Origin of the sequence: Klebsiella michiganensis (assembly GCF_002925905.1) — a bacterium.
Taxonomy (GTDB): Bacteria; Pseudomonadota; Gammaproteobacteria; order Enterobacterales; family Enterobacteriaceae; genus Klebsiella; species Klebsiella michiganensis.
Genome location: NZ_PRDB01000009.1, coordinates 207,882 through 228,359 on the forward strand (window position 1 = coordinate 207,882; position 20,478 = coordinate 228,359).

General features: G+C 55.9%; 18 protein-coding genes. 10 read left to right on the forward strand and 8 right to left on the reverse strand.

The window, feature by feature from the left end; genetic code table 11:
• Positions 1-77 precede the first annotated feature (77 nt).
• Positions 78-1,127 carry a YeiH family protein gene (locus CDA56_RS19380; protein WP_014230161.1) on the reverse strand — a complete coding sequence of 350 codons (1,050 nt, stop codon included), beginning with the start codon at positions 1,125-1,127 and terminating at the stop codon, positions 78-80.
• Between the two features lie 173 nt (positions 1,128-1,300).
• Here CDA56_RS19380 and yieE point away from each other — a divergent pair, with 173 nt between their 5' ends.
• The 3 genes from yieE (at position 1,301) to cirA (ending at position 6,073) form a co-directional block, all read left to right on the forward strand.
• On the forward strand, positions 1,301-2,167 hold the full coding sequence (gene yieE, locus CDA56_RS19385; RefSeq protein ID WP_014839059.1) for a DNA-binding transcriptional regulator YeiE: 867 nt from the start codon (positions 1,301-1,303) through the stop codon (positions 2,165-2,167).
• Positions 2,168-2,326: 159 nt separating this feature from the next.
• Positions 2,327-3,796 (forward strand): amino acid permease, encoded by a 1,470-nt coding sequence (locus tag CDA56_RS19395; protein ID WP_004852681.1) that lies wholly within the window; start codon positions 2,327-2,329, stop codon positions 3,794-3,796.
• Positions 3,797-4,099: 303 nt separating this feature from the next.
• Positions 4,100-6,073, forward strand: a complete 1,974-nt coding sequence (gene cirA, locus CDA56_RS19400) for a catecholate siderophore receptor CirA (RefSeq protein WP_014230158.1) — start codon at positions 4,100-4,102, stop codon at positions 6,071-6,073.
• A 106-nt stretch (positions 6,074-6,179) separates the two neighbouring features.
• On the opposite strand, the gene CDA56_RS31290 is transcribed toward cirA, so the two are convergent.
• Both CDA56_RS31290 and fghA read right to left on the reverse strand, forming a co-directional pair.
• Positions 6,180-6,338 (reverse strand): type I toxin-antitoxin system Hok/Gef family toxin, encoded by a 159-nt coding sequence (locus tag CDA56_RS31290; protein ID WP_025106750.1) that lies wholly within the window; start codon positions 6,336-6,338, stop codon positions 6,180-6,182.
• Between the two features lie 293 nt (positions 6,339-6,631).
• On the reverse strand, positions 6,632-7,468 hold the full coding sequence (gene fghA / locus CDA56_RS19415; protein WP_014839058.1) for an S-formylglutathione hydrolase: 837 nt from the start codon (positions 7,466-7,468) through the stop codon (positions 6,632-6,634).
• A 368-nt stretch (positions 7,469-7,836) separates the two neighbouring features.
• On the opposite strand from fghA, the gene folE reads away from it, so the two are divergent.
• The 6 genes from folE (at position 7,837) to mglC (ending at position 14,810) form a co-directional block, all read left to right on the forward strand.
• A complete protein-coding gene (gene folE, locus CDA56_RS19420) occupies positions 7,837-8,505 on the forward strand; it encodes a GTP cyclohydrolase I FolE (protein WP_004103895.1) in 669 nt (222 codons plus the stop codon).
• A gap of 15 nt (positions 8,506-8,520) precedes the next feature.
• On the forward strand, positions 8,521-9,678 hold the full coding sequence (gene yeiB, locus CDA56_RS19425) for a DUF418 domain-containing protein YeiB (RefSeq protein WP_032719902.1): 1,158 nt from the start codon (positions 8,521-8,523) through the stop codon (positions 9,676-9,678).
• Between the two features lie 155 nt (positions 9,679-9,833).
• Positions 9,834-10,856, forward strand: a complete 1,023-nt coding sequence (gene galS / locus CDA56_RS19435; protein WP_014230155.1) for an HTH-type transcriptional regulator GalS — start codon at positions 9,834-9,836, stop codon at positions 10,854-10,856.
• 289 nt (positions 10,857-11,145) lie between these two features.
• On the forward strand, positions 11,146-12,144 hold the full coding sequence (gene mglB / locus CDA56_RS19440) for a galactose/glucose ABC transporter substrate-binding protein MglB (protein WP_014230154.1): 999 nt from the start codon (positions 11,146-11,148) through the stop codon (positions 12,142-12,144).
• 119 nt (positions 12,145-12,263) lie between these two features.
• Positions 12,264-13,784 carry a galactose/methyl galactoside ABC transporter ATP-binding protein MglA gene (gene mglA / locus CDA56_RS19445; protein ID WP_049071642.1) on the forward strand — a complete coding sequence of 507 codons (1,521 nt, stop codon included), beginning with the start codon at positions 12,264-12,266 and terminating at the stop codon, positions 13,782-13,784.
• Between the two features lie 15 nt (positions 13,785-13,799).
• Positions 13,800-14,810 (forward strand): galactose/methyl galactoside ABC transporter permease MglC, encoded by a 1,011-nt coding sequence (mglC, locus tag CDA56_RS19450; RefSeq protein ID WP_004852662.1) that lies wholly within the window; start codon positions 13,800-13,802, stop codon positions 14,808-14,810.
• 191 nt (positions 14,811-15,001) lie between these two features.
• On the opposite strand, the gene sanA is transcribed toward mglC, so the two are convergent.
• The 5 genes from sanA to CDA56_RS19475 form a co-directional block, all read right to left on the reverse strand.
• A complete protein-coding gene (gene sanA / locus CDA56_RS19455) occupies positions 15,002-15,718 on the reverse strand; it encodes an outer membrane permeability protein SanA (RefSeq protein ID WP_004852661.1) in 717 nt (238 codons plus the stop codon).
• 124 nt (positions 15,719-15,842) lie between these two features.
• Positions 15,843-16,727 carry a cytidine deaminase gene (cdd, locus tag CDA56_RS19460; RefSeq protein ID WP_014839055.1) on the reverse strand — a complete coding sequence of 295 codons (885 nt, stop codon included), beginning with the start codon at positions 16,725-16,727 and terminating at the stop codon, positions 15,843-15,845.
• Positions 16,728-16,854: 127 nt separating this feature from the next.
• The gene (locus CDA56_RS19465; protein WP_025106754.1) at positions 16,855-17,550 is read right to left on the reverse strand and encodes a CidB/LrgB family autolysis modulator; all 696 of its coding nucleotides are present in this window, start codon (positions 17,548-17,550) and stop codon (positions 16,855-16,857) included.
• Positions 17,547-17,945 (reverse strand): CidA/LrgA family protein, encoded by a 399-nt coding sequence (locus CDA56_RS19470; protein WP_014230151.1) that lies wholly within the window; start codon positions 17,943-17,945, stop codon positions 17,547-17,549. The genes CDA56_RS19465 and CDA56_RS19470 overlap by 4 nt, the downstream gene beginning before the upstream one ends.
• A gap of 121 nt (positions 17,946-18,066) precedes the next feature.
• Positions 18,067-18,984 carry a LysR family transcriptional regulator gene (locus CDA56_RS19475; protein WP_047723230.1) on the reverse strand — a complete coding sequence of 306 codons (918 nt, stop codon included), beginning with the start codon at positions 18,982-18,984 and terminating at the stop codon, positions 18,067-18,069.
• Between the two features lie 126 nt (positions 18,985-19,110).
• On the opposite strand from CDA56_RS19475, the gene mhbT reads away from it, so the two are divergent.
• Positions 19,111-20,469, forward strand: coding sequence for a 3-hydroxybenzoate transporter MhbT (gene mhbT, locus CDA56_RS19480; protein WP_102802921.1), 1,359 nt, complete (start codon positions 19,111-19,113; stop codon positions 20,467-20,469).
• Positions 20,470-20,478: the final 9 nt, after the last annotated feature.

Here is a 20,478-nt window from a genome sequence, read left to right on the forward strand (position 1 = left end):
CGCTGGGGGGAGGGTAATGATAGCGGCTTAGCCGGAGAGTTACATCATCCTTAATACAACCTGAGTAGCGAGGGGCTTCAGGCCATCAGGCTATGAATGGCCAGGTTAATCGCGCCGCCGCCGACAATCAGCCAGACGAAGAGCATCAGCGCCATCAGCAGCGGTTTGGCGCCGGCTTTTTTCAGCGCGCTGACGTGGGTGGTCAGGCCGAGGGCGGCCATCGCCATCGCCAGCAGTACGGTATCCAGCGTGACCAGCATATCGACAACCGCTTTCGGCAGCAGGTGGAAGGAGTTAAACACCGCCACCAGAATAAACAGGATCGCAAACCACGGAATGGTGATTTTACTTTTCTCACCGCCGTTTGCCGGGGCTAATTGCTTCACGCGCGCGGCGAGGAACAGCAGGAACGGAGCCAGCATCATCACGCGCAGCATTTTTGCAATCACCGCCGCGTTTTCCGCATCCGGACCCACCGCGTGGCCTGCCGCGACAACCTGAGCAACCTCATGCATCGTCGAACCCATATAAATGCCGTAGGCTTCCGGCGTGAACCAGTGCGCCAGGAAGGGATAAATCGCCGGGTACAGGAAGATGGCAATGGTACCGAAAATCACCACCGTGGCGACGGCGACCGTGACTTTGCTGGCCTCCGCTTTGACGACCGGTTCCGTCGCCAGTACCGCTGCCGCGCCGCAGATGCTGCTGCCGGCGCCAATCAGCCAGCTGGTATGTTTATCGAGGCCGAAAACCTTTTGCCCAAGAAAACAGGCGATCAAAAAGGTGCTGGAAAGCGTCAGAACGTCAATCACGATACCGCCGACGCCGACGTCGGCAATCTGGGCGAACGTCAGGCGAAAGCCGTATAAGATGATGCCGAGGCGCAGCAGGTGCTGCTTGGCAAAAATCACGCCGCCGTCGCAGGGCTGCCAGATTTTCGGGTAAACCGTGTTACCGATGACCATGCCGAATAAAATGGCCAGCGTGAGGGCGCTGAAGCCCGCGCCGGCGATAGCCGGAAAGCTACCGGCCCACAGCGCTGCGCCGGTGAGCAGGGCGGTGAGCGCCAGTCCAGGTGCAAAGTGCCGCAATGGGCGATGTTTAGTCGGTAAAGTGAGTGCTGTCATAACCTTCTCCTTTGTCTGGGAAAAGCATACGACTCGCTGGTTTAAATATAAAATTGATTATATATTTATAATTAATCGAAATAAGTGGTAAAAACGCGGTTTCGCGGTTTGAGAACGATGGGCCTCAGCCTCACGCCGCGGATCGCGAGTCGTCTATAAAGGCAGGAAAAAATATGCATATCACGCTACGTCAGCTGGAAGTTTTTGCTGAAGTTTTAAAAAGCGGATCGACCACTCAGGCGTCGCAAATGCTGGCGCTTTCCCAGTCGGCGGTTAGCGCGGCGCTGACCGAACTGGAAGGGCAGCTGGGGGTGCAGCTCTTTGACCGCGTAGGGAAAAGGCTGGTGGTCAACGAGCACGGCAGGCTGCTTTATCCGCGGGCGCTGGCGCTGCTGGAGCGGGCGCTGGAGATAGAGCAGCTGTTTCGCGGCGACAACGGCGCGATCCGCGTCTACGCCAGCAGCACCATCGGCAACTATATTCTGCCGGAAATCATTGCGCGCTATCGACGCGATCTGCCGGATTTACCCCTGGAGCTGAGCGTGGGCAATAGCCAGGACGTGATCAATGCGGTGGCCGATCTGCGCGTGGATATCGGGCTGATTGAAGGTCCCTGTCACGCCGCGGATATTATCGCCGAACCCTGGCTGGAAGATGAGCTGGTGGTCTTTGCCGCGCCGGATTCGCCGCTGCTGGCAGGGGAGGTGACGCTGCAACGGCTGGCGGAAGCGCCGTGGATTTTACGCGAGCACGGCTCCGGGACCCGGGAAATCGTCGACTATTTATTACTCTCGCATTTACCGGCGTTTCATCTTGGGATGGAGCTGGGCAACTCGGAAGCCATCAAGCACGCGGTACGCCACGGTCTGGGCATTAGCTGCCTGTCGCGACGCGTGGTGGCGGAGCAGCTTGAAGTCGGATCGCTGGTGGAGCTGACGATTCCGCTGCCGCGCTTAACCCGCACCTTGTGGCGCATTCATCACCGGCAGAAGCATATTTCCAAGGCATTACAGCGGTTTCTGCATTATTGCGACGTGTAAAAGCGGACGCCACGCGCGCTGGCGTTTTCGGGATTTCATGCTTTACTAATAATCCATGCTCGATCATGAAGCTCTCTTATAACTTTGCAATTGTATCGGATGGATCACAGACACTCTGCTACAATCTCGCCTCGTTTTTTGGATGGATAGCATTTTCACATGGTTTCGGATACTAAAACCACAGAAGCGCCCGGTTTACGTCGTGAACTGAAGGCGCGCCACTTGACCATGATCGCGATTGGCGGTTCCATAGGTACAGGTCTTTTTGTTGCCTCTGGCGCAACGATTTCTCAGGCGGGCCCGGGTGGGGCGCTGCTCTCTTATATTCTCATCGGCCTGATGGTTTATTTCCTGATGACCAGCCTCGGCGAGCTGGCGGCGTTTATGCCGGTGTCCGGCTCTTTTGCCACCTACGGGCAGAATTACGTTGAGGAAGGCTTTGGCTTCGCACTGGGCTGGAACTACTGGTACAACTGGGCGGTGACCATCGCCGTTGACCTCGTTGCCGCTCAGCTGGTGATGACCTACTGGTTCCCCGATGCACCCGGCTGGGTCTGGAGCGCGCTGTTCCTCGGCATCATGTTCCTGCTGAACTGGATCTCGGTAAAAGGCTTTGGTGAAGCGGAATACTGGTTCTCGCTGATCAAAGTGGCCACCGTCATCATCTTTATTATTGTCGGCGTGATGATGATCTTTGGCATCTTTAAAGGCGCACAGCCTGCGGGCTGGAGCAACTGGGTTGTCGACGATGCGCCGTTTGCCGGCGGCTTTGCGGCGATGATTGGCGTGGCGATGATTGTCGGCTTCTCGTTCCAGGGAACCGAGCTTATCGGCATCGCGGCCGGCGAGTCGGAAAACCCGGAGAAGAACATTCCGCGCGCCGTGCGGCAGGTGTTCTGGCGTATCCTGCTGTTCTATGTGTTCGCCATCCTGATCATCAGCCTGATTATTCCGTATACCGACCCGAGCCTGCTGCGTAACGACGTGAAAGATATTTCCGTCAGCCCGTTCACGCTGGTCTTCCAGCACGCGGGGCTGCTGTCGGCGGCGGCGATTATGAACGCGGTTATTCTGACGGCGGTACTGTCGGCGGGTAACTCCGGGATGTACGCGTCCACCCGCATGCTCTACACCCTGGCCTGCGATGGCAAAGCGCCGCGTATTTTCTCTAAGCTGTCCAAAGGCGGCGTGCCGCGTAATGCGCTGTATGCCACCACGGTGATTGCAGGGCTGTGCTTCCTGAGCTCGATGTTCGGTAATCAGACCGTTTACCTGTGGCTGCTGAATACCTCCGGCATGACCGGCTTTATCGCCTGGCTGGGGATTGCCATTAGCCACTATCGCTTCCGTCGCGGCTACGTGCTGCAGGGGAACGATCTCAACGATCTGCCGTATCGTTCCGGCTTTTTCCCGCTGGGGCCGATCTTCGCTTTCGTGCTGTGCCTGATCATTACCCTGGGCCAGAATTACGAAGCGTTCCTCAAAGATACCATCGACTGGGGCGGCGTGGCGGCAACCTATATCGGCATTCCGCTGTTCCTGGTGATCTGGTTCGGTTACAAGCTGGCGAAAGGAACGCGTTTTGTGCGCTACAGCGAAATGAAGTTCCCGGAGCGTTTTAAAAGCTAAGGTCAGCTGACGCCGTAAGATAAAACCCTCTCATCGAGAGGGTTTTTTTATGTCTGCGATTCTTACATGTTGATACAGTTATTCATAATTTTATTGATAATTGTAATCATTATCTTTATCATTTCCGCCAAATTCAGGATGAAGCCAATCCCCGTATCTTGCAGAGGGTCAGACTGACAAGGGGCGACCAGCCACATCTACTGTAAAAAATTGCGCGCATACGCCGTTAGAGCGCTATGCCGACAGTACCTGTGAGCAGGACCTTTTTTGTTTGTTTTGTTGTACACCTCATGGAGATATGGAATGTTCAGGCTAAACCCTTTTGTCCGGGCCGGATTATGCGCGTCCGTCGTATCCCTGGCGTTTCCGGCGCTCGCCGACGTTAACGAAGAAACGCTGGTCGTCACCGCTGCGGCAACTGAACAGAGCGTCAAAGATGCGCCCGCCAGTATTAGCGTTATCACCCAACAGGATCTGCAGCGTAGACCGGTACAAAACCTGAAGGATGTACTGCGGGAAGTGCCGGGCGTGCAGCTCACCAACGAAGGGGATAATCGCAAAGGGGTGAGCATTCGCGGCCTCAGCAGCGGCTATACGCTGATCCTCGTTGACGGCAAACGCGTTAACTCGCGCAACGCCGTTTTCCGCCACAACGATTTTGACCTCAACTGGATCCCGGTTGATGCCATTGAGCGTATCGAAGTGGTGCGCGGGCCGATGTCTTCCCTCTATGGTTCCGACGCCCTCGGCGGCGTGGTCAATATCATTACCAAAAAAGTCGGTCAGCAGTGGACGGGCACCCTCAGCGCGGATACCACCATTCAGGAACACCGCGATCGCGGCGATACGTACAATGGTCAGTTCTTTACCAGCGGCCCGCTGATTGACGGCGTGCTGGGGATGAAAGCCTACGGCAGCCTGGCAAAGCGTGCCAAGGACGATCAGCAGGCTTCCAGCAACGCAGCTGGCGAAACGCCGCGTATTGAAGGCTTCACCAGCCGCGACGGCAACGTCGAATTCGCCTGGACGCCCACTGATAATCAGGACATCACCGCTGGCTACGGGTTCGATCGCCAGGATCGGGATTCCGACTCTCTTGACCGCAACCGCCTTGAGCGCCAGAACTACTCCCTGAGCCACAACGGCCGCTGGGATGTCGGCAATAGCGAGCTGAAATTCTACGGCGAGAAAGTGGATAATAAAAATCCGGGCCAGGCCGGAACGATCACATCTGAGAGTAACTCGGTGGACGGCAAATACGTTCTGCCGCTGGGCATGATCAACCAGCTGCTGACCTTCGGTGGCGAATGGCGTCACGATAAGCTGAAAGATCCGGTCAACCTGAGCAGCGGCGGTAAATCTACTTCCGCCAGCCAGTACGCGCTGTTCCTCGAAGATGAATGGCGGATAATCGAACCTCTGGCCTTAACCACCGGCATCCGTATGGACGATCACCAGACCTATGGCGATCACTGGAGCCCGCGTGCTTATCTGGTGTATAACGCCACCGATACCGTGACCGTGAAGGGCGGCTGGGCGACGGCATTTAAAGCGCCATCCCTGCTGCAGCTGAACCCGGACTGGACCACCAACTCCTGCCGCGGCTCGTGCAGCATTATCGGTAACCCGGATCTGAAACCGGAAACCAGCGAAAGCTTCGAACTGGGTCTTTACTATCGCGGCGAAGAGGGCTGGCTTGAAGGCGTGGAAGGAAGCGTCACCACCTTCCAGAATAACGTTGACGATATGATCGATATCCTGCGTACTTCCAGCGCCAGCGAAGCGCCGGGCTACCCGAATTTTGTCGGCTGGAAAACGGTGAACGGTAAGCGCGTGCCGGTATTCCGCTACTTCAACGTCAATAAGGCGCGTATCAAAGGGGTAGAAACTGAATTGAAGGTGCCGTTCGGCGACGAATGGAAGCTGACGGTAAACTACACCTACAACGATGGTCGCGACCTGAGTAACGGCGGCGATAAACCGCTGCAAACGCTGCCGTTCCATACCGCTAACGGTACCCTCGACTGGAAACCGCTGGACGACTGGTCCTTCTACGTCACCGCCAACTATACCGGCGAACAGCGTTCGGTCAGCGCGACGGGCAAAACGCCCGGCGGCTACACCATGTTTGATATCGGCGCGGCCTGGAACGTCACCAAAAACGTCAAGCTGCGCTCCGGGGTACTCAACGTGGGCGATAAGGATCTGAGCCGCGACGACTATAGCTATACGGAAGAAGGGCGCCGCTACTTTATGGCCGTCGATTACCGCTTCTGACCGGGCGATAAAAGAGGGCTGGCAGATTTCCCTGCCAGCCCTCGCTAAAGGCGCTCAGGGTGAAGCCAGACGGAAAAGCGGTGGGCGAACCCACCGCTCCAGGTGGCTACTTACCGGATTCGTAAGCCATAAAAGCAGCTACCTCCCTGTTCGTATCGCGGTAGCGAATTTCGCAAAGCGATTTTCTTACCATCAGGGTGAACGCTAATAGCGTGATACACACGATGAGCAGACACCAGATCGGGACGTTGGGCGGTACCTTCATGGTTTGTTCTCCTTGCCTTACGGCGGGTAAGAGACTAACCTGATGTTGTCTAGGCATCGGGACAGCCTCGTGGGTGATTACATTACCTTCGGGGCTTTCTTCTTTCTGCCTCAGCACAACGGTAAAACTCAATCCTGCTCTGAGGCGAAAGCCTCAAGCGCCGCCAAAAATCATACCCCCGACGACGGAAAATACACTATCTCTCTGTATATATTAGTTTTTATGACTATTGGATGATGAGGCATTTTGCGTATCAATGCGCCGGGAAGGTGCTTCACGACGCATTGAAAGGATCAGGAGAAGAGATGCCGGGCATGGAAGCGCAGGTGGTCCTCAATAAATGAGGCGATAAAGTAGTAGCTGTGATCGTACCCGGGCTGAATACGCAGGGTTAACGGCCAGCTTTTCTGACGCGCGGTTTCCGCCAGCACCGCCGGCTGCAGCTGTTCGGCGAGGAATGTATCGCTATCGCCCTGGTCAATCAGGGTTGGAATCGCATCTGACTCGCTGCTGGCCTGCATTAACGCGCAGCTGTCCCAGGCCTGCCAGGCCGCTTCATCCGCTCCCAGATAGGCGGTAAACGCTTTTTTGCCCCAGGGAACCTGGGTCGGGTTAACGATAGGCGCGAACGCGGAAACGCTGACGAAGCGGCCCGGATTCTTCAGCGCCATCACCAGCGCGCCGTGGCCGCCCATGGAATGCCCGCTGATGGCGCAGCGGCCGCTGAGATTAAACTCGCGGGCAATCAGCTGCGGCAGCTCGTCGCGAAGGTAATCGTACATGCGGAAATGCGCGGACCAGGGCGCCTGGGTGGCATTGAGATAAAAGCCAGCGCCTTTCCCCAGATCGTAAGCGCTATCGTCGGCAACGTTATCACCGCGCGGACTGGTGTCCGGCATCACCAGCGCAATGCCCAGTTCGGCGGCGACGCGCTGAGCGCCCGCTTTGGTGGTGAAGTTTTCATCGTTGCAGGTCAGGCCGGAGAGCCAGTAGAGAACCGGCGGCGGCGCGTCAGCGGCGGCGGGAGGTAAAAAGATGCTGAAGGTCATTGCGCAGTTCAGCGTTGCGGAGTCGTGCCGCCAGCGTTGCTGCCGACCTTCAAAACAGCGGTGCTCTTCGAGCAGTTCCATGCAGGGCTCCTTAAGTGTCTCAGGCGTAATTTTCCATAATACAGATATTTCATGCCCTCGTGAGTAACTTTCACTTCCTCCTTTTCGGAACGTATTGCATCATTAATGCAACTTTTAACCAACATGCTGACCTTGCCGCAGCGGCAGGCGTCGCGCTATGGGTCGGCGATTGGCTTGGTTGCGGCAAGGTGAGCAGGGCGTTGCGTGACGCATCGTAGTGCGCTGGTCTGGCGGCGTGGAACGAGAGGTGACGCCAATTTCAACAATTATCGATGCGGCTACTGGATTCTGTGCGTCACCTCACGCACAATGAATACAAACTTTGCCCTCAGAAGAGCAAAGAGCGCCACACCTGCAGGAGAACAAAAATGTCATCACTGAGTAAAGAAGCCATACTCGTTCATGAAGCGCTGGTCGCTCGTGGGCTGGAGACGCCGCTGCGTCCGCCAGTACAAGAAATTGATAATGAAACTCGCAAGCGTCTGATCGCCGGACACATGACCGAGATTATGCAGCTGTTAAACCTTGATCTAAGTGATGACAGCCTGATGGAGACCCCGCATCGCATCGCCAAAATGTACGTCGATGAGATCTTCTCCGGACTGGACTACGCCCGGTTCCCCAAAATCACCGTCATCGAAAATAAGATGCAGGTTGATGAAATGGTGACCGTGCGCGATATCACCCTGACCAGCACCTGTGAACACCATTTTGTGACCATTGACGGCAAAGCCACGGTGGCCTATATCCCGAAAGATTCGGTGATTGGCCTGTCGAAAATTAACCGTATCGTGCAGTTCTTCTCCCAGCGTCCGCAGGTGCAGGAGCGGCTGACGCAGCAGATCCTTACCGCGCTGCAAACGCTGCTGGGGACCAGCAACGTCGCGGTTTCCATCGATGCGGTGCACTACTGCGTGAAAGCGCGCGGCATTCGCGATGCCACCAGCGCCACCACCACCACGTCGCTGGGCGGCCTGTTTAAATCCAGCCAGAATACCCGCCAGGAGTTCCTGCGCGCCGTACGTCACCACAACTAAAACGGAGCAGGGTACATGGAGAGAAATGTCACGCTGGACTTTGTCCGCGGCGTCGCCATCCTCGGTATCCTGCTACTGAATATCAGCGCCTTCGGTTTACCGAAGGCTGCTTACCTCAACCCGGCGTGGTCCGGGAACATTTCCGCCAGCGACGCCTGGACCTGGGCGATTCTCGATCTGCTGGCGCAGGTCAAATTCCTGACCCTATTCGCCCTGCTGTTTGGCGCCGGACTTCAGCTTCTGCTGCCGCGCGGCAAGCGCTGGATCCAGTCGCGCCTGACGCTGCTGGCGCTGCTTGGCTTTATTCACGGACTGTTTTTCTGGGACGGCGATATTCTGCTGGCCTATGCGCTGGTCGGGCTGGTGGGCTGGCGAATGGTGCGCGACGCGCACGATGTCAAATCGCTGTTTAATACCGGCGTGGTGCTGTACGTTATCGGCGTGGCGGTACTGCTGTTGCTGGGATTGATTTCCGGCAATACGCCCAATCGTTCGTGGCTGCCGGACGCGGCAAATTTGCAGTACGAGCAGTACTGGAAGCTAAAAGGCGGCTTTGAAGCGGTGAGCAATCGTGCGGATATGCTGTCGGATAACCTGCTGGCGCTGGGCGCGCAGTACGGCTGGCAGCTGGCCGGTATGATGCTGATGGGCGCCGCGCTGATGCGCAGCGGCTGGCTCAAAGGTCAGTTCAGCCTTCGCCACTATCGGCGTACCGGCGGGCTGCTGATTGCGGCCGGAATGGCGGTCAACTTGCCCTCGATTATTGCCCAGTGGCATCTTGGCTGGGACTACCGCTGGTGCGCATTTTTGCTACAGGCGCCGCGGGAGCTGGGCGCGCCGCTGCAAACCATCGGCTACGCGGCGCTGGCCTGGGGCTTCTGGCCGCAGCTGTGTCAGAGTCGTCTGGTGGGGGCGATTGCCTGCGTCGGGCGCATGGCGCTAACCAACTATCTGCTGCAGACCCTGATTTGCACTACCCTGTTCTACCGCTTCGGCCTGTTTATGAAGTATGACCGCTTACAGCTGTTAGCCTTCGTACCGGCCGTATGGGCGGTTAATCTTCTCTTCTCGTGGTTTTGGCTACGTCATTTCCGTCAAGGGCCCGTTGAGTGGCTATGGCGTCAATTCACCCTGCGTGCGTCGGGGACATCATTAAAAGATACATCCAGATAACGATCTGGATCACAATCATTAACAAAATGGATGTAACCGTTTCCATCCCTGTGACCTCACTCACGTAGCGTACGGCACGTCGCTGCCAGAATAGCCTCCTTGCTGAACACAGGAGGTGAGTGTGACGTACTGCAATGCTCTACAGGTCGGTGAGTATGATCACCATTCGTGATGTCGCCCGCCAGGCGGGTGTTTCCGTCGCGACGGTTTCGCGCGTGCTGAATAACAGCGCGCTGGTGAGCCCGGATACGCGAGAAGCGGTAATGAAGGCGGTAACGCTGTTGGGCTATCGGCCAAACGCCAACGCGCAGGCGCTGGCGACGCAGGTCAGCGATACCATCGGCGTGGTCGTGATGGACGTGTCGGACGCCTTTTTTGGCGCGCTGGTCAAAGCGGTTGATACCGTCGCCCAGCAGCATCAGAAATATGTGCTAATCGGCAACAGCTATCATGAAGCGGAAAAAGAGCGTAACGCCATTGAGGTGCTGATTCGCCAGCGCTGTTCAGCGCTGATCGTCCACTCTAAAGCGCTGAGCGACGCGGAGCTGGGGGATTTTATGGAGCATATGCCGGGAATGGTGCTGATTAACCGCATCGTGCCGGGATACGCCCACCGCTGCGTTGGACTGGATAACGTCAGCGGCGCGCTGATGGCGACCCGCATGCTGCTCAATCATGGTCACCAGCGCATCGGCTACCTCTCTTCCAATCACGGCATTGAAGATGATGATTTACGGCGAGAAGGGTGGTTAAGGGCGTTACATGAACACGGCATTGTCGCTCCCGAAAGCTGGGTGGGATCCGGGTCGCCGGATATGCAGGGCGGTGAGGCGGCGATGGTCGAACTGCTGGGGCGCAACCTTGGTCTGAGCGCGGTTTTCGCCTACAACGACAGTATGGCGGCCGGCGCGCTCACGACGCTTAAAGATAACGGCATTGCCGTACCGCAGCATCTTTCGCTGATCGGTTTTGATGATATCCCCATTTCCCGTTACACCGACCCGCAGCTGACAACGGTCCGTTATCCGATTATGTCGATGGCGAAACTGGCGACAGAGCTGGCGCTACAGGGCGCGGCGGGAAAGCTGGATCGTGACGCCAGCCACTGCTTTATGCCGACGCTGGTGCGCCGACATTCGGTGGCGCAGAGGCAAATTGTGGGGCCGATCACTAACTAATTATCTGCCTGATGTAACCGCTTTCAATATGTGAGTGATTTCACAGTTTGTTAACATTAAGCTGACTATGATTGCTGCGTTTACAAGTCTGAACATACTATGTCACGGTGATTAATCACTTTTACAGCAGTAATCGGCGGTTAAACGATTAATAAAGCCGTTTTTCAGGAGCGTTACCCTACACGGAAGACAGAATTACAGTCGTGAATGTCGCTGTGCAGTAACATAAATGTAACGCTCGCCAGCCATTTTCACACCAAAGACCCTGCATAATAAAACCGGAGATTCCATGAATAAGAAGGTGTTAACCCTGTCTGCTGTAATGGCTAGCATGTTATTTGGCGCCGCGGCTCACGCAGCAGATACCCGTATCGGCGTGACGATTTATAAATACGACGACAACTTTATGTCGGTGGTGCGTAAGGCAATTGAAAAAGATGGCAAATCAGCGCCGGATGTTCAGCTGCTGATGAATGACTCGCAAAACGACCAGTCCAAGCAGAACGATCAGATTGACGTCCTGCTGGCAAAAGGGGTAAAGGCGCTGGCGATTAACCTGGTTGACCCGGCGGCGGCGGGGACGGTCATCGATAAAGCGCGTGGCCAGAACGTGCCGGTGGTGTTCTTTAACAAAGAACCTTCCCGCAAGGCGCTGGATAGCTACGATAAAGCGTACTACGTCGGTACCGACTCAAAAGAGTCCGGCGTGATTCAGGGTGACCTGATTGCCAAGCACTGGAAAGCGAACCCGAACTGGGATCTGAATAAAGACGGCCAGATTCAGTTTGTCCTGCTGAAGGGCGAGCCGGGCCATCCGGATGCGGAAGCGCGTACCACCTACGTTATTAAAGAGCTGAACGATAAAGGCTTCAAAACTCAGCAGCTGGCGTTAGATACCGCCATGTGGGATACCGCTCAGGCGAAAGATAAGATGGATGCCTGGCTGTCTGGCCCGAATGCCAACAAAATTGAAGTCGTCATCGCTAACAACGATGCGATGGCCATGGGCGCGGTAGAAGCGCTGAAAGCGCACAATAAGAGCAGCATTCCGGTATTCGGCGTCGATGCGCTGCCTGAAGCGCTGGCGCTGGTGAAATCCGGCGCCATGGCGGGTACCGTACTGAACGATGCCAACAATCAGGCGAAAGCCACCTTCGATCTGGCGAAAAACCTGGCCGATGGTAAAGAACCGGCTGCCGGTACTCAATGGAAAATTGATAATAAGATTGTCCGCGTACCGTACGTTGGCGTTGATAAAGATAATCTGAGCGAATTTATCGGTAAGTAATCGCTTAATAAGCTGCGGGCGTACGCGCTTGTACGCCCGATTATTACTGATACAGAACCCGTCCCGGCTCGTCGTTAATGCGTCGGCTGGGGTATGCACGCACGCAGCCAGGTATAACTATGGTCAGCAATAATAGCGAACGGTCAGGCGAATATTTGTTGGAAATGAGCAACATCAACAAATCGTTTCCTGGCGTCAAGGCTCTCGATAATGTGAACCTCAAGGTTCGTCCCCACTCTATTCACGCGTTAATGGGGGAGAACGGCGCGGGCAAATCTACATTATTAAAATGCCTATTTGGAATCTATCAAAAAGATTCCGGCAGTATTCTTTTTCAGGGACAAGAGATCGATTTCCATTCGGCAAAAGAAGCCCTGGAGAACGGTATTTCAATGGTTCATCAGGAATTAAACCTGGTATTGCAACGCTCGGTAATGGACAACATGTGGCTGGGGCGTTATCCCACCAAAGGCATGTTTGTCGATCAGGACAAAATGTATCGTGATACCAAAGCGATTTTCGATGAGCTGGATATTGATATCGACCCGCGCGCTCGCGTCGGAACGCTATCGGTATCGCAAATGCAGATGATTGAAATTGCGAAGGCATTTTCCTATAACGCCAAAATTGTGATTATGGATGAGCCGACTTCTTCGTTAACCGAAAAAGAGGTCAACCATCTGTTTAAAATTATCCGCAAGCTGAAAGAGCGCGGCTGCGGCATAGTCTATATTTCCCACAAAATGGAAGAGATCTTCCAGCTGTGCGATGAAATTACCATCCTGCGCGACGGCCAGTGGATTGCCACCCAGCCGCTGGAAGGGCTGGATATGGATAAGATCATCGCGATGATGGTGGGCCGCTCCCTCAATCAGCGCTTCCCGAACAAGGAGAATAAGCCGGGTGAGGTAATTCTTGAGGTGCGCAATTTAACCTCACTGCGCCAGCCATCGATTCGCGATGTCTCTTTCGATCTGCACAAAGGCGAAATCCTGGGGATTGCCGGACTGGTTGGCGCGAAACGTACCGATATCGTCGAGACGTTATTTGGTATTCGCGAGAAGGCCAGCGGGACGATCAAGCTGCACGGTAAGAAGATTAATAACCATAATGCCAATGAAGCCATCAACCATGGCTTTGCGCTGGTGACCGAAGAGCGCCGTTCGACGGGAATTTATGCCTACCTGGATATCGGTTTTAACTCGCTGATCTCCAATATTAAGAAATACAAGAATAAGGTCGGATTGCTGGATAATTCACGCATGAAAAGCGATACCCAATGGGTGATTGATTCGATGCGCGTGAAAACTCCGGGGCAGCACACGCAAATTGGTTCGTTGTCCGGTGGTAACCAACAAAAAGTGATTATCGGTCGCTGGCTATTGACCCAGCCGGAAATTCTGATGCTCGATGAACCCACGCGCGGCATTGACGTTGGGGCGAAGTTCGAAATTTACCAGCTGATCGCCGAGCTGGCAAAAAAAGACAAAGGAATCATTATTATTTCCTCCGAGATGCCGGAGCTGCTGGGTATTACTGACCGTATTCTGGTAATGAGCAATGGTCTTGTTGCCGGAATTGTTGAGACTAAAACCACCACGCAAAACGAAATTCTCCGTCTTGCGTCGTTGCACCTTTAAGATCAGGGGCTCCTCATGAGTGCGTTAAATAAAAAGAGTTTTCTCACCTATTTGAAAGAAGGTGGGATTTACGTGGTTCTTTTAGTATTGCTGGCCATTATTATTTTCCAGGATCCGACTTTCTTAAGTTTGCTGAACTTAAGTAATATTCTGACCCAGTCTTCGGTGCGTATTATTATCGCTCTCGGCGTGGCCGGACTTATTGTCACCCAGGGAACCGACCTTTCAGCCGGACGCCAGGTCGGCCTGGCGGCGGTTATCGCCGCCACGATGCTGCAGGCGGTGGACAATGCCAATAAGGTGTTCCCGGAGATGGCCACGATGCCGATCCCGCTGGTTATCCTGCTGGTGTGTGCGATCGGCGCGGTCATTGGTCTTATCAACGGTATTATCATCGCTTACCTGAACGTGACGCCGTTTATCACCACCCTCGGCACGATGATCATCGTTTACGGTATCAACTCCCTGTATTACGACTTTGTTGGCGCGTCGCCGATTTCCGGCTTCGATAGCCACTTCTCGCAGTTTGCCCAGGGGTTTATCGCGCTGGGCTCATTCCGCCTGTCGTATATCACCTTCTATGCGCTGATTGCCGTGTTCTTCGTATGGATCCTGTGGAACAAGACCCGCTTTGGTAAAAACATTTTTGCTATCGGCGGTAACCCGGAAGCGGCGAAGGTCTCCGGCGTCAACGTCGCCCTGAACCTGCTGATGATTTATGCGCTCTCCGGCGTGTTCTACGCGTTCGGCGGGCTGCTGGAAGCCGGACGTATCGGTTCGGCGACCAACAACCTTGGCTTTATGTATGAACTGGATGCGATTGCCGCCTGCGTGGTCGGCGGCGTATCGTTCAGCGGCGGCGTCGGTACCGTATTTGGCGTGGTGACCGGGGTGATAATCTTCACCGTCATCAACTACGGTCTGACCTATATCGGCGTGAACCCGTACTGGCAGTACATTATCAAAGGGGCGATTATCATCTTCGCCGTGGCGCTGGATTCGCTGAAGTATGCGCGGAAGAAGTAACGATTAGTGAATGAAGGCAGGCGTCAGTTCAGGCGTCTGCCTTTTGCATTTTCTGGATGATAATTTGCCGCCTTCCTGCCACTCGAATTATTCAGGGTATCTATCCTCAGTATCCCGATACTCACTCGCGTAATCAGAAAAGTATTCCCGCTCGATAAGACGCCAGTTATCACGCTCACTTTATGGAGGCTTTACTTCTCTTTTTTCTGCAGCTCCAGCAGCTGCTGCGGCGTGACCGCCGGATAGGACTGCGCGCCGTCGGGAACTTCCTGCAGCGCGGGAATCGGGATCAGCGGGCCTAAAAAGCGCGGTTCGCGTTTAAAAATATAGAGATCCGCCAGCGCGCCGAAGCGGGCGCCGAACTCGCGCAGGCGAACGCTCCACATATCCTTCGGCGACGGCACCGCGTAGCACTGCGCCTGAATCCCCATATGCAGGGCAATAAACAGCGCGCGCTCGCAGTGGAAGCGTTGGGTAATAATAATAAAGTCGTTAGTATCGAAGACTTTACGGGTGCGGACAATCGAATCGAGCGTACGGAAACCCGCATAGTCCAGCACAATATCCGCCGGATCGACGCCGGCTTTAATTAAATCGCGGCGCATGGTCATCGGCTCGTTATAGCTTTGCAGCGCGTTATCGCCGCTGAGCAGCAGGTAGTTCACCTTGCCGCTATTGTAGGCGTTCAGCGCGCCCTGAATCCGGTAACGATAATATTGGTTGATAACCCCGGTACGGTAGTACTTGGCGGTACCGAGCACGACGCCGACCTGGCGGTAGGGCAGATCCTGTAGCTCATCGTAAATATAGGGAGAGGTTTTCCAGCTCATCCAGCGGTCGAGTCCCAACACGGTTAACAGCAGCAAGCCGAACAGGACTAACAGGCTGTATAACACACGCTTTAACATGAACCTGGCTCAATAGTGGACGAAGGAAGCTTCAGGCTACTTTACCCGTCGGGCAAGCGCAAGAAACCGTCGTTTAATTGCGGGGATTTTCAACAGCGCGGGCCGTTTGGCCCGCAGAATGTGACTAACCTAACAGTACGCGATCGATATTATGGCAGCCCAGCGCCTTCAGCGTCGCCGCGGTGGCGTCCCACTGGATAAGCGCCGCATCGGCCTTCTCGGCCAGGATCGCGCGCTGGATATCCGGGTAATCGTATCCGTTGAGGCTCAGCAGATTCAGCGCACCCTGCAGCGGGGGCAGCGTCGGGTTAAAGGCGGCGTTTTCGGCATAGCTACCGGTGAAAAGGGTACCGTCTTTCAGCTCCAGCGCAACGCCGGATGGTGAGTTGCTGTAAGGCATATGGCAACGGTTGGCCGCCTGAATCGCCGCCTGAGCCAGCGCGTCGCCGCTGAGCGGGAAGCCGTGGTCCTGCTCATCCATCAGCAGGGTTTTTATGTCCAGATCTTTCGGGCCGAAAGCGTCCGGCAAATAGTGCTGCAGCGAATGCGCTTCGCGCCCGGGGAGGTGGATGCGCAGCGACAGGCCGCTGTTCAATTCGTTCATAAACTGACGACAGTGGCCGCAGGGGGTGTAGTTCACGGTAATCGCCCGCAGGGATTTTTCGCCGCGCAGCCAGGCGTGGCTGATGGCGCTTTGTTCGGCGTGCACGGTTTGCTGCATGGTGGCGCCGAGAAATTCCATATTGCCGCCGAAGTACCAGGTACCGCTGATGCCGCGGGCAATCGCGCCGACGTTAAAATGCGACAGATCGGCCCGCGCGCAGGCCGCCGCCAGCGGCAGCAAAGCAAAGGCCAGCGCGTCTTCATCCAGCCCCGTCGCGCTTTGCAGCGCTGCCACCTGGTCTGCATTCAGCAGGGCCGGGAAATGCGGGTCGGCCAGCATCGGGGCGATGGCCGCTTGCAGGTCCGCCGCCAGTTGGGGAAGAACAGCTTGAAAACGTGGGTGCATGGCGTTGCCTCATAACAATGTAATGGAAATCTAGTGTACGGGTGGTTACAACCTGTATATGTGATAAACATCTCATTGTCATTGCAACGAATCTGTGTTGCATTTAAAAATGTGATTCAAATCACATTTAACCCACCACCGCTAAAATGAGCGGAAACAAAAACGGCGCGACCAGCGAGGTAATAATCCCGCAAAGCACCAGCGCCAGCGAGCTGAACGCCCCTTCCTGATAGTCGAGCTCAGCGCAGCGGGCGGTCCCCAGGGCGTGGGATGCGGTACCCATCGACAGCCCGCGCGAGGCCTTGGTGCGGATGCGCATCACATTCAGCAGGGTGTGGCCAAAGACCGCGCCGAGAATGCCGACGAAAATAACGCAGACCGCGCTGATCGCCGGGATCCCGCCAATGCTGCTGCTCACCGCCATGGCGATCGGCGTCGTTACCGATTTCGGCAAAATAGAGGCGGCAATCTGCGGGGTTGCGCCCATCATCAGGGCAACGGTAGTGCCGGTGACCATCGCCACCACGCTGCCGATAAAGCAGATGGTGATGATTGACTTCCAGCGGGCGCGGATTTGGTGCAACTGCTCATACAAAGGAAAGGCCAACGCCACCACCGCCGGCTGCAGCAGGTCGTTAAGAATTTTGCTGCCCTGGAAATAGCGCTCGTAGGAGATGCCGGTAATCAGCAGAAAAGGTATCAGCACCACCATCGCGACCAGCAGCGGGTTGAGAAGCGGAAATTTAAACCGCGCCGCCAGCCTGCGGGCAAGGAAAAAGACGGCCAGGGTTAACGGCAGCGACCACCAGATTTCATGGATCATTTTTCACTTCCTTTTTGCCCAACCACTTTGCGCTCACCGTGAACCAGGTGTGAACTCCAGCTGACCACTAAAAAGACCACCAGCGTGCTTATCGCGCAGGAGACCACCACCGGGCCAAACTGCGCGCGCAGTAAATCCCAGTACTGCATGACGCCGACGCCAATAGGTACAAACAGCAGCGCCATATAGCGAATCAGGATGTTGCAGCCGGGGTTGACCCACTGTGCAGGCAAGATTTGCAGCGCCAGCAGAAAAAACAGAATCAACATGCCAATAATACTGCCGGGAATCGCGATCGGCAGGAGCGAAGAGAGAAAAATGCCCGCATACAGGCAGGCGTAGATGAGCACGAAAGCGCGCAGATACTGCCAGATAATAATCAGTGATTTACTCATGGTAATAACCCTTGATGAACCGCATTCATCATACAATTAAAGCCAAAAATGTGCTACCGATCACATCATGAATTCTGCGCATACCTGCGATAGAGACCGTGAACACCGGACCGGGCGGCGGTCAGAGTGAAGATTGCAGGGACAAGCAATGGAGAAATCGGCTCAGCGCCAGCGACGGCGCTTCACTTTTTCGCCAGAACACCCCAACGCTACCTTTTTGTTCAATGCGCGGCAAATTAAGAATCGCCAGCTGGCGCTGGGCCGCGTAGCGCTGCGCCAGGCGCAGTGAGAGAATCGAGACCATATCGCTGCTCTGCAGCAGATTGCTGGTGACGTTCATCGAGGCGGACTCAATGGTGTTTTCCGGCAGCATCACGCCGTTATCCACCAGCGCGTTGTCGATGCTCAGGCGAATTGGCGTGCCGGTGGGCCAGACGATCCAGCGCCACGGAGAGAGGTCGGCCCAGCTTAATCGCGATTTCTGGGCCAGCGGGTGATCGGGGCGGGCGACAAAACAGACCGGTTCGGTGTAGAGCACCCGGTAGCTCAGCGGCAGCTCCAGCGCCCGCCCGCCGACGCGCCCGACGACGACATCCACCACCCCGGCGAGCAGGTCGTTAAGCAGCGGCGTCATCACTTTCTCTTCGATATTCAGGTGCAGGGTCGGCATCTCTTTCAGCAGTTCGAGGATCGCCTGTGAGACGCAGTCGGTCGCCACCGGCGAACAGCCGATCATCAGGCTGCCCACCTGTCCGCCCTGTTTAAAACGCTCGATTTCATACTGCGAACGCGACATATCGTTAATCAGCCGCTGGGCGTGCTGAAGCAGCAGCTTTCCGCCTTCGGTCGGGCGCAGACCTTTGCTGTGGCGTTCGAACAAAACCATGCCGACTTCGTCTTCAAACTGGCTGAGCCATTTGGAGAGCGCGGGCTGAGTAATGTTCATCATTTTCGCCACCTGCGTGAGATTGCCTTGCTCCCCCAGCGCCACCAGCATCTGTAAATGGTGCAGCTTCAGTTTCTGCGTCCAGTCTGCCATCAGCGATAACCTCCAGGTTATGTCTATGCCCGAAATACCATTGTACATTTCATTGCCAGAGTTACAAACTCGCAACATAAAAGAAATAAATACAACATCTACCCCTACCTGCTCTGAGGCATAATCATGACTCAACGACTTGAACTACAAAAACTACTCAACGCTGCGCCGGTCGGCGCCCGGCAGTGGCGCGTGATTATCTGCTGTTTCCTGGTGGTGATGCTTGATGGCTTCGATACCGCCGCGATTGGTTTTATTGCGCCGGATATCCGCAGCCACTGGCAATTAACCGCCGGTGACCTCGCGCCGCTATTTGGCGCAGGCTTGCTGGGCCTGACCGCCGGGGCGCTGCTCTGCGGTCCGCTCTCCGACCGCTTTGGCCGCAAACGGGTGATTGAGTTCTGCGTCGCGCTGTTCGGCCTGTTCAGCCTGCTTTCCGCGTTTGCCCCCGATCTACAGATGCTGGTGTTCCTGCGTTTTCTGACCGGCCTCGGCCTCGGCGGCGCGATGCCTAATACCATTACCATGACCTCGGAATATCTGCCCGCCCGGCGGCGCGGGGCGCTGGTGACCCTGATGTTTTGTGGATTCACCCTCGGCTCGGCCTTCGGCGGCGTGGTCAGCGCGCAGCTGGTCCCGCTGATTGGCTGGCACGGTATTCTGGTACTGGGCGGCGTTTTGCCGCTGCTGCTGGCGGTGGCGCTGATACCGCTGCTTCCCGAATCTCCGCGCTGGCAGATCCGTCGCCAGCTCCTGCAGGCGGTGATTGCCAAAAACGTTAGTGCCATAACCGGCGAACGCTATACCGATACCCATTTCTGGCTTGATGAGCCTGCCGCAGGGGCGAAGAGCAGCATCAGCCAGCTGTTCACCGGTCGCCAGCTGGCCATCACCTTAATGCTATGGGTGGTGTTCTTTATGAGCCTGCTGATTATCTATCTGCTCTCCAGCTGGATGCCGACGCTGCTTAACCACCGCGGGATTGATTTACAGCACGCTTCGTGGGTCACCGCCGCCTTCCAGATTGGCGGCACCTTTGGCGCGCTGCTGCTCGGTGTGCTGATGGATCGCTACAACCCGTATCGGGTGCTGGCGCTGAGCTACGGCCTGGGGGCGGTCTGTATCGTCATGATTGGCCTGAGCGAGAACGGCCTGTGGCTGATGGCGCTGGCGATTTTCGGCACCGGGATTGGCATCAGCGGCTCGCAGGTGGGGCTGAATGCGCTAACCGCTACGCTGTATCCCACCCAAAGCCGCGCGACCGGGGTGAGCTGGTCAAACGCGGTCGGCCGCTGCGGCGCCATCGTCGGCTCGCTCTCCGGCGGCGTGATGATGGCGATGAATTTCTCTTTTGACACCCTGTTTTTTGTTATCGCAGTACCGGCCGTCGTTAGCGCCGTGATGCTTGTCCTGCTGACGCTTGCCGTCCGCAACCCAACATCTGTACCTGCCGCGTTGCCTTCTGCTGGCATCGTGAATAAATAAGGAGAACGC

Excerpts from the sequence above, each read along its gene's own strand:
- CDA56_RS19380 (WP_014230161.1), bottom strand. The coding sequence starts at position 1,127 with ATGACAGCACTCACTTTACCGACTAAACATCGCCCATTGCGGCACTTT.
- yieE (WP_014839059.1), top strand. The coding sequence starts at position 1,301 with ATGCATATCACGCTACGTCAGCTGGAAGTTTTTGCTGAAGTTTTAAAA.
- CDA56_RS19395 (WP_004852681.1), top strand. The coding sequence starts at position 2,327 with ATGGTTTCGGATACTAAAACCACAGAAGCGCCCGGTTTACGTCGTGAA.
- cirA (WP_014230158.1), top strand. The coding sequence starts at position 4,100 with ATGTTCAGGCTAAACCCTTTTGTCCGGGCCGGATTATGCGCGTCCGTC.
- CDA56_RS31290 (WP_025106750.1), bottom strand. The coding sequence starts at position 6,338 with ATGAAGGTACCGCCCAACGTCCCGATCTGGTGTCTGCTCATCGTGTGT.
- fghA (WP_014839058.1), bottom strand. The coding sequence starts at position 7,468 with ATGGAACTGCTCGAAGAGCACCGCTGTTTTGAAGGTCGGCAGCAACGC.
- folE (WP_004103895.1), top strand. The coding sequence starts at position 7,837 with ATGTCATCACTGAGTAAAGAAGCCATACTCGTTCATGAAGCGCTGGTC.
- yeiB (WP_032719902.1), top strand. The coding sequence starts at position 8,521 with ATGGAGAGAAATGTCACGCTGGACTTTGTCCGCGGCGTCGCCATCCTC.
- galS (WP_014230155.1), top strand. The coding sequence starts at position 9,834 with ATGATCACCATTCGTGATGTCGCCCGCCAGGCGGGTGTTTCCGTCGCG.
- mglB (WP_014230154.1), top strand. The coding sequence starts at position 11,146 with ATGAATAAGAAGGTGTTAACCCTGTCTGCTGTAATGGCTAGCATGTTA.
- mglA (WP_049071642.1), top strand. The coding sequence starts at position 12,264 with ATGGTCAGCAATAATAGCGAACGGTCAGGCGAATATTTGTTGGAAATG.
- mglC (WP_004852662.1), top strand. The coding sequence starts at position 13,800 with ATGAGTGCGTTAAATAAAAAGAGTTTTCTCACCTATTTGAAAGAAGGT.
- sanA (WP_004852661.1), bottom strand. The coding sequence starts at position 15,718 with ATGTTAAAGCGTGTGTTATACAGCCTGTTAGTCCTGTTCGGCTTGCTG.
- cdd (WP_014839055.1), bottom strand. The coding sequence starts at position 16,727 with ATGCACCCACGTTTTCAAGCTGTTCTTCCCCAACTGGCGGCGGACCTG.
- CDA56_RS19465 (WP_025106754.1), bottom strand. The coding sequence starts at position 17,550 with ATGATCCATGAAATCTGGTGGTCGCTGCCGTTAACCCTGGCCGTCTTT.
- CDA56_RS19470 (WP_014230151.1), bottom strand. The coding sequence starts at position 17,945 with ATGAGTAAATCACTGATTATTATCTGGCAGTATCTGCGCGCTTTCGTG.
- CDA56_RS19475 (WP_047723230.1), bottom strand. The coding sequence starts at position 18,984 with ATGGCAGACTGGACGCAGAAACTGAAGCTGCACCATTTACAGATGCTG.
- mhbT (WP_102802921.1), top strand. The coding sequence starts at position 19,111 with ATGACTCAACGACTTGAACTACAAAAACTACTCAACGCTGCGCCGGTC.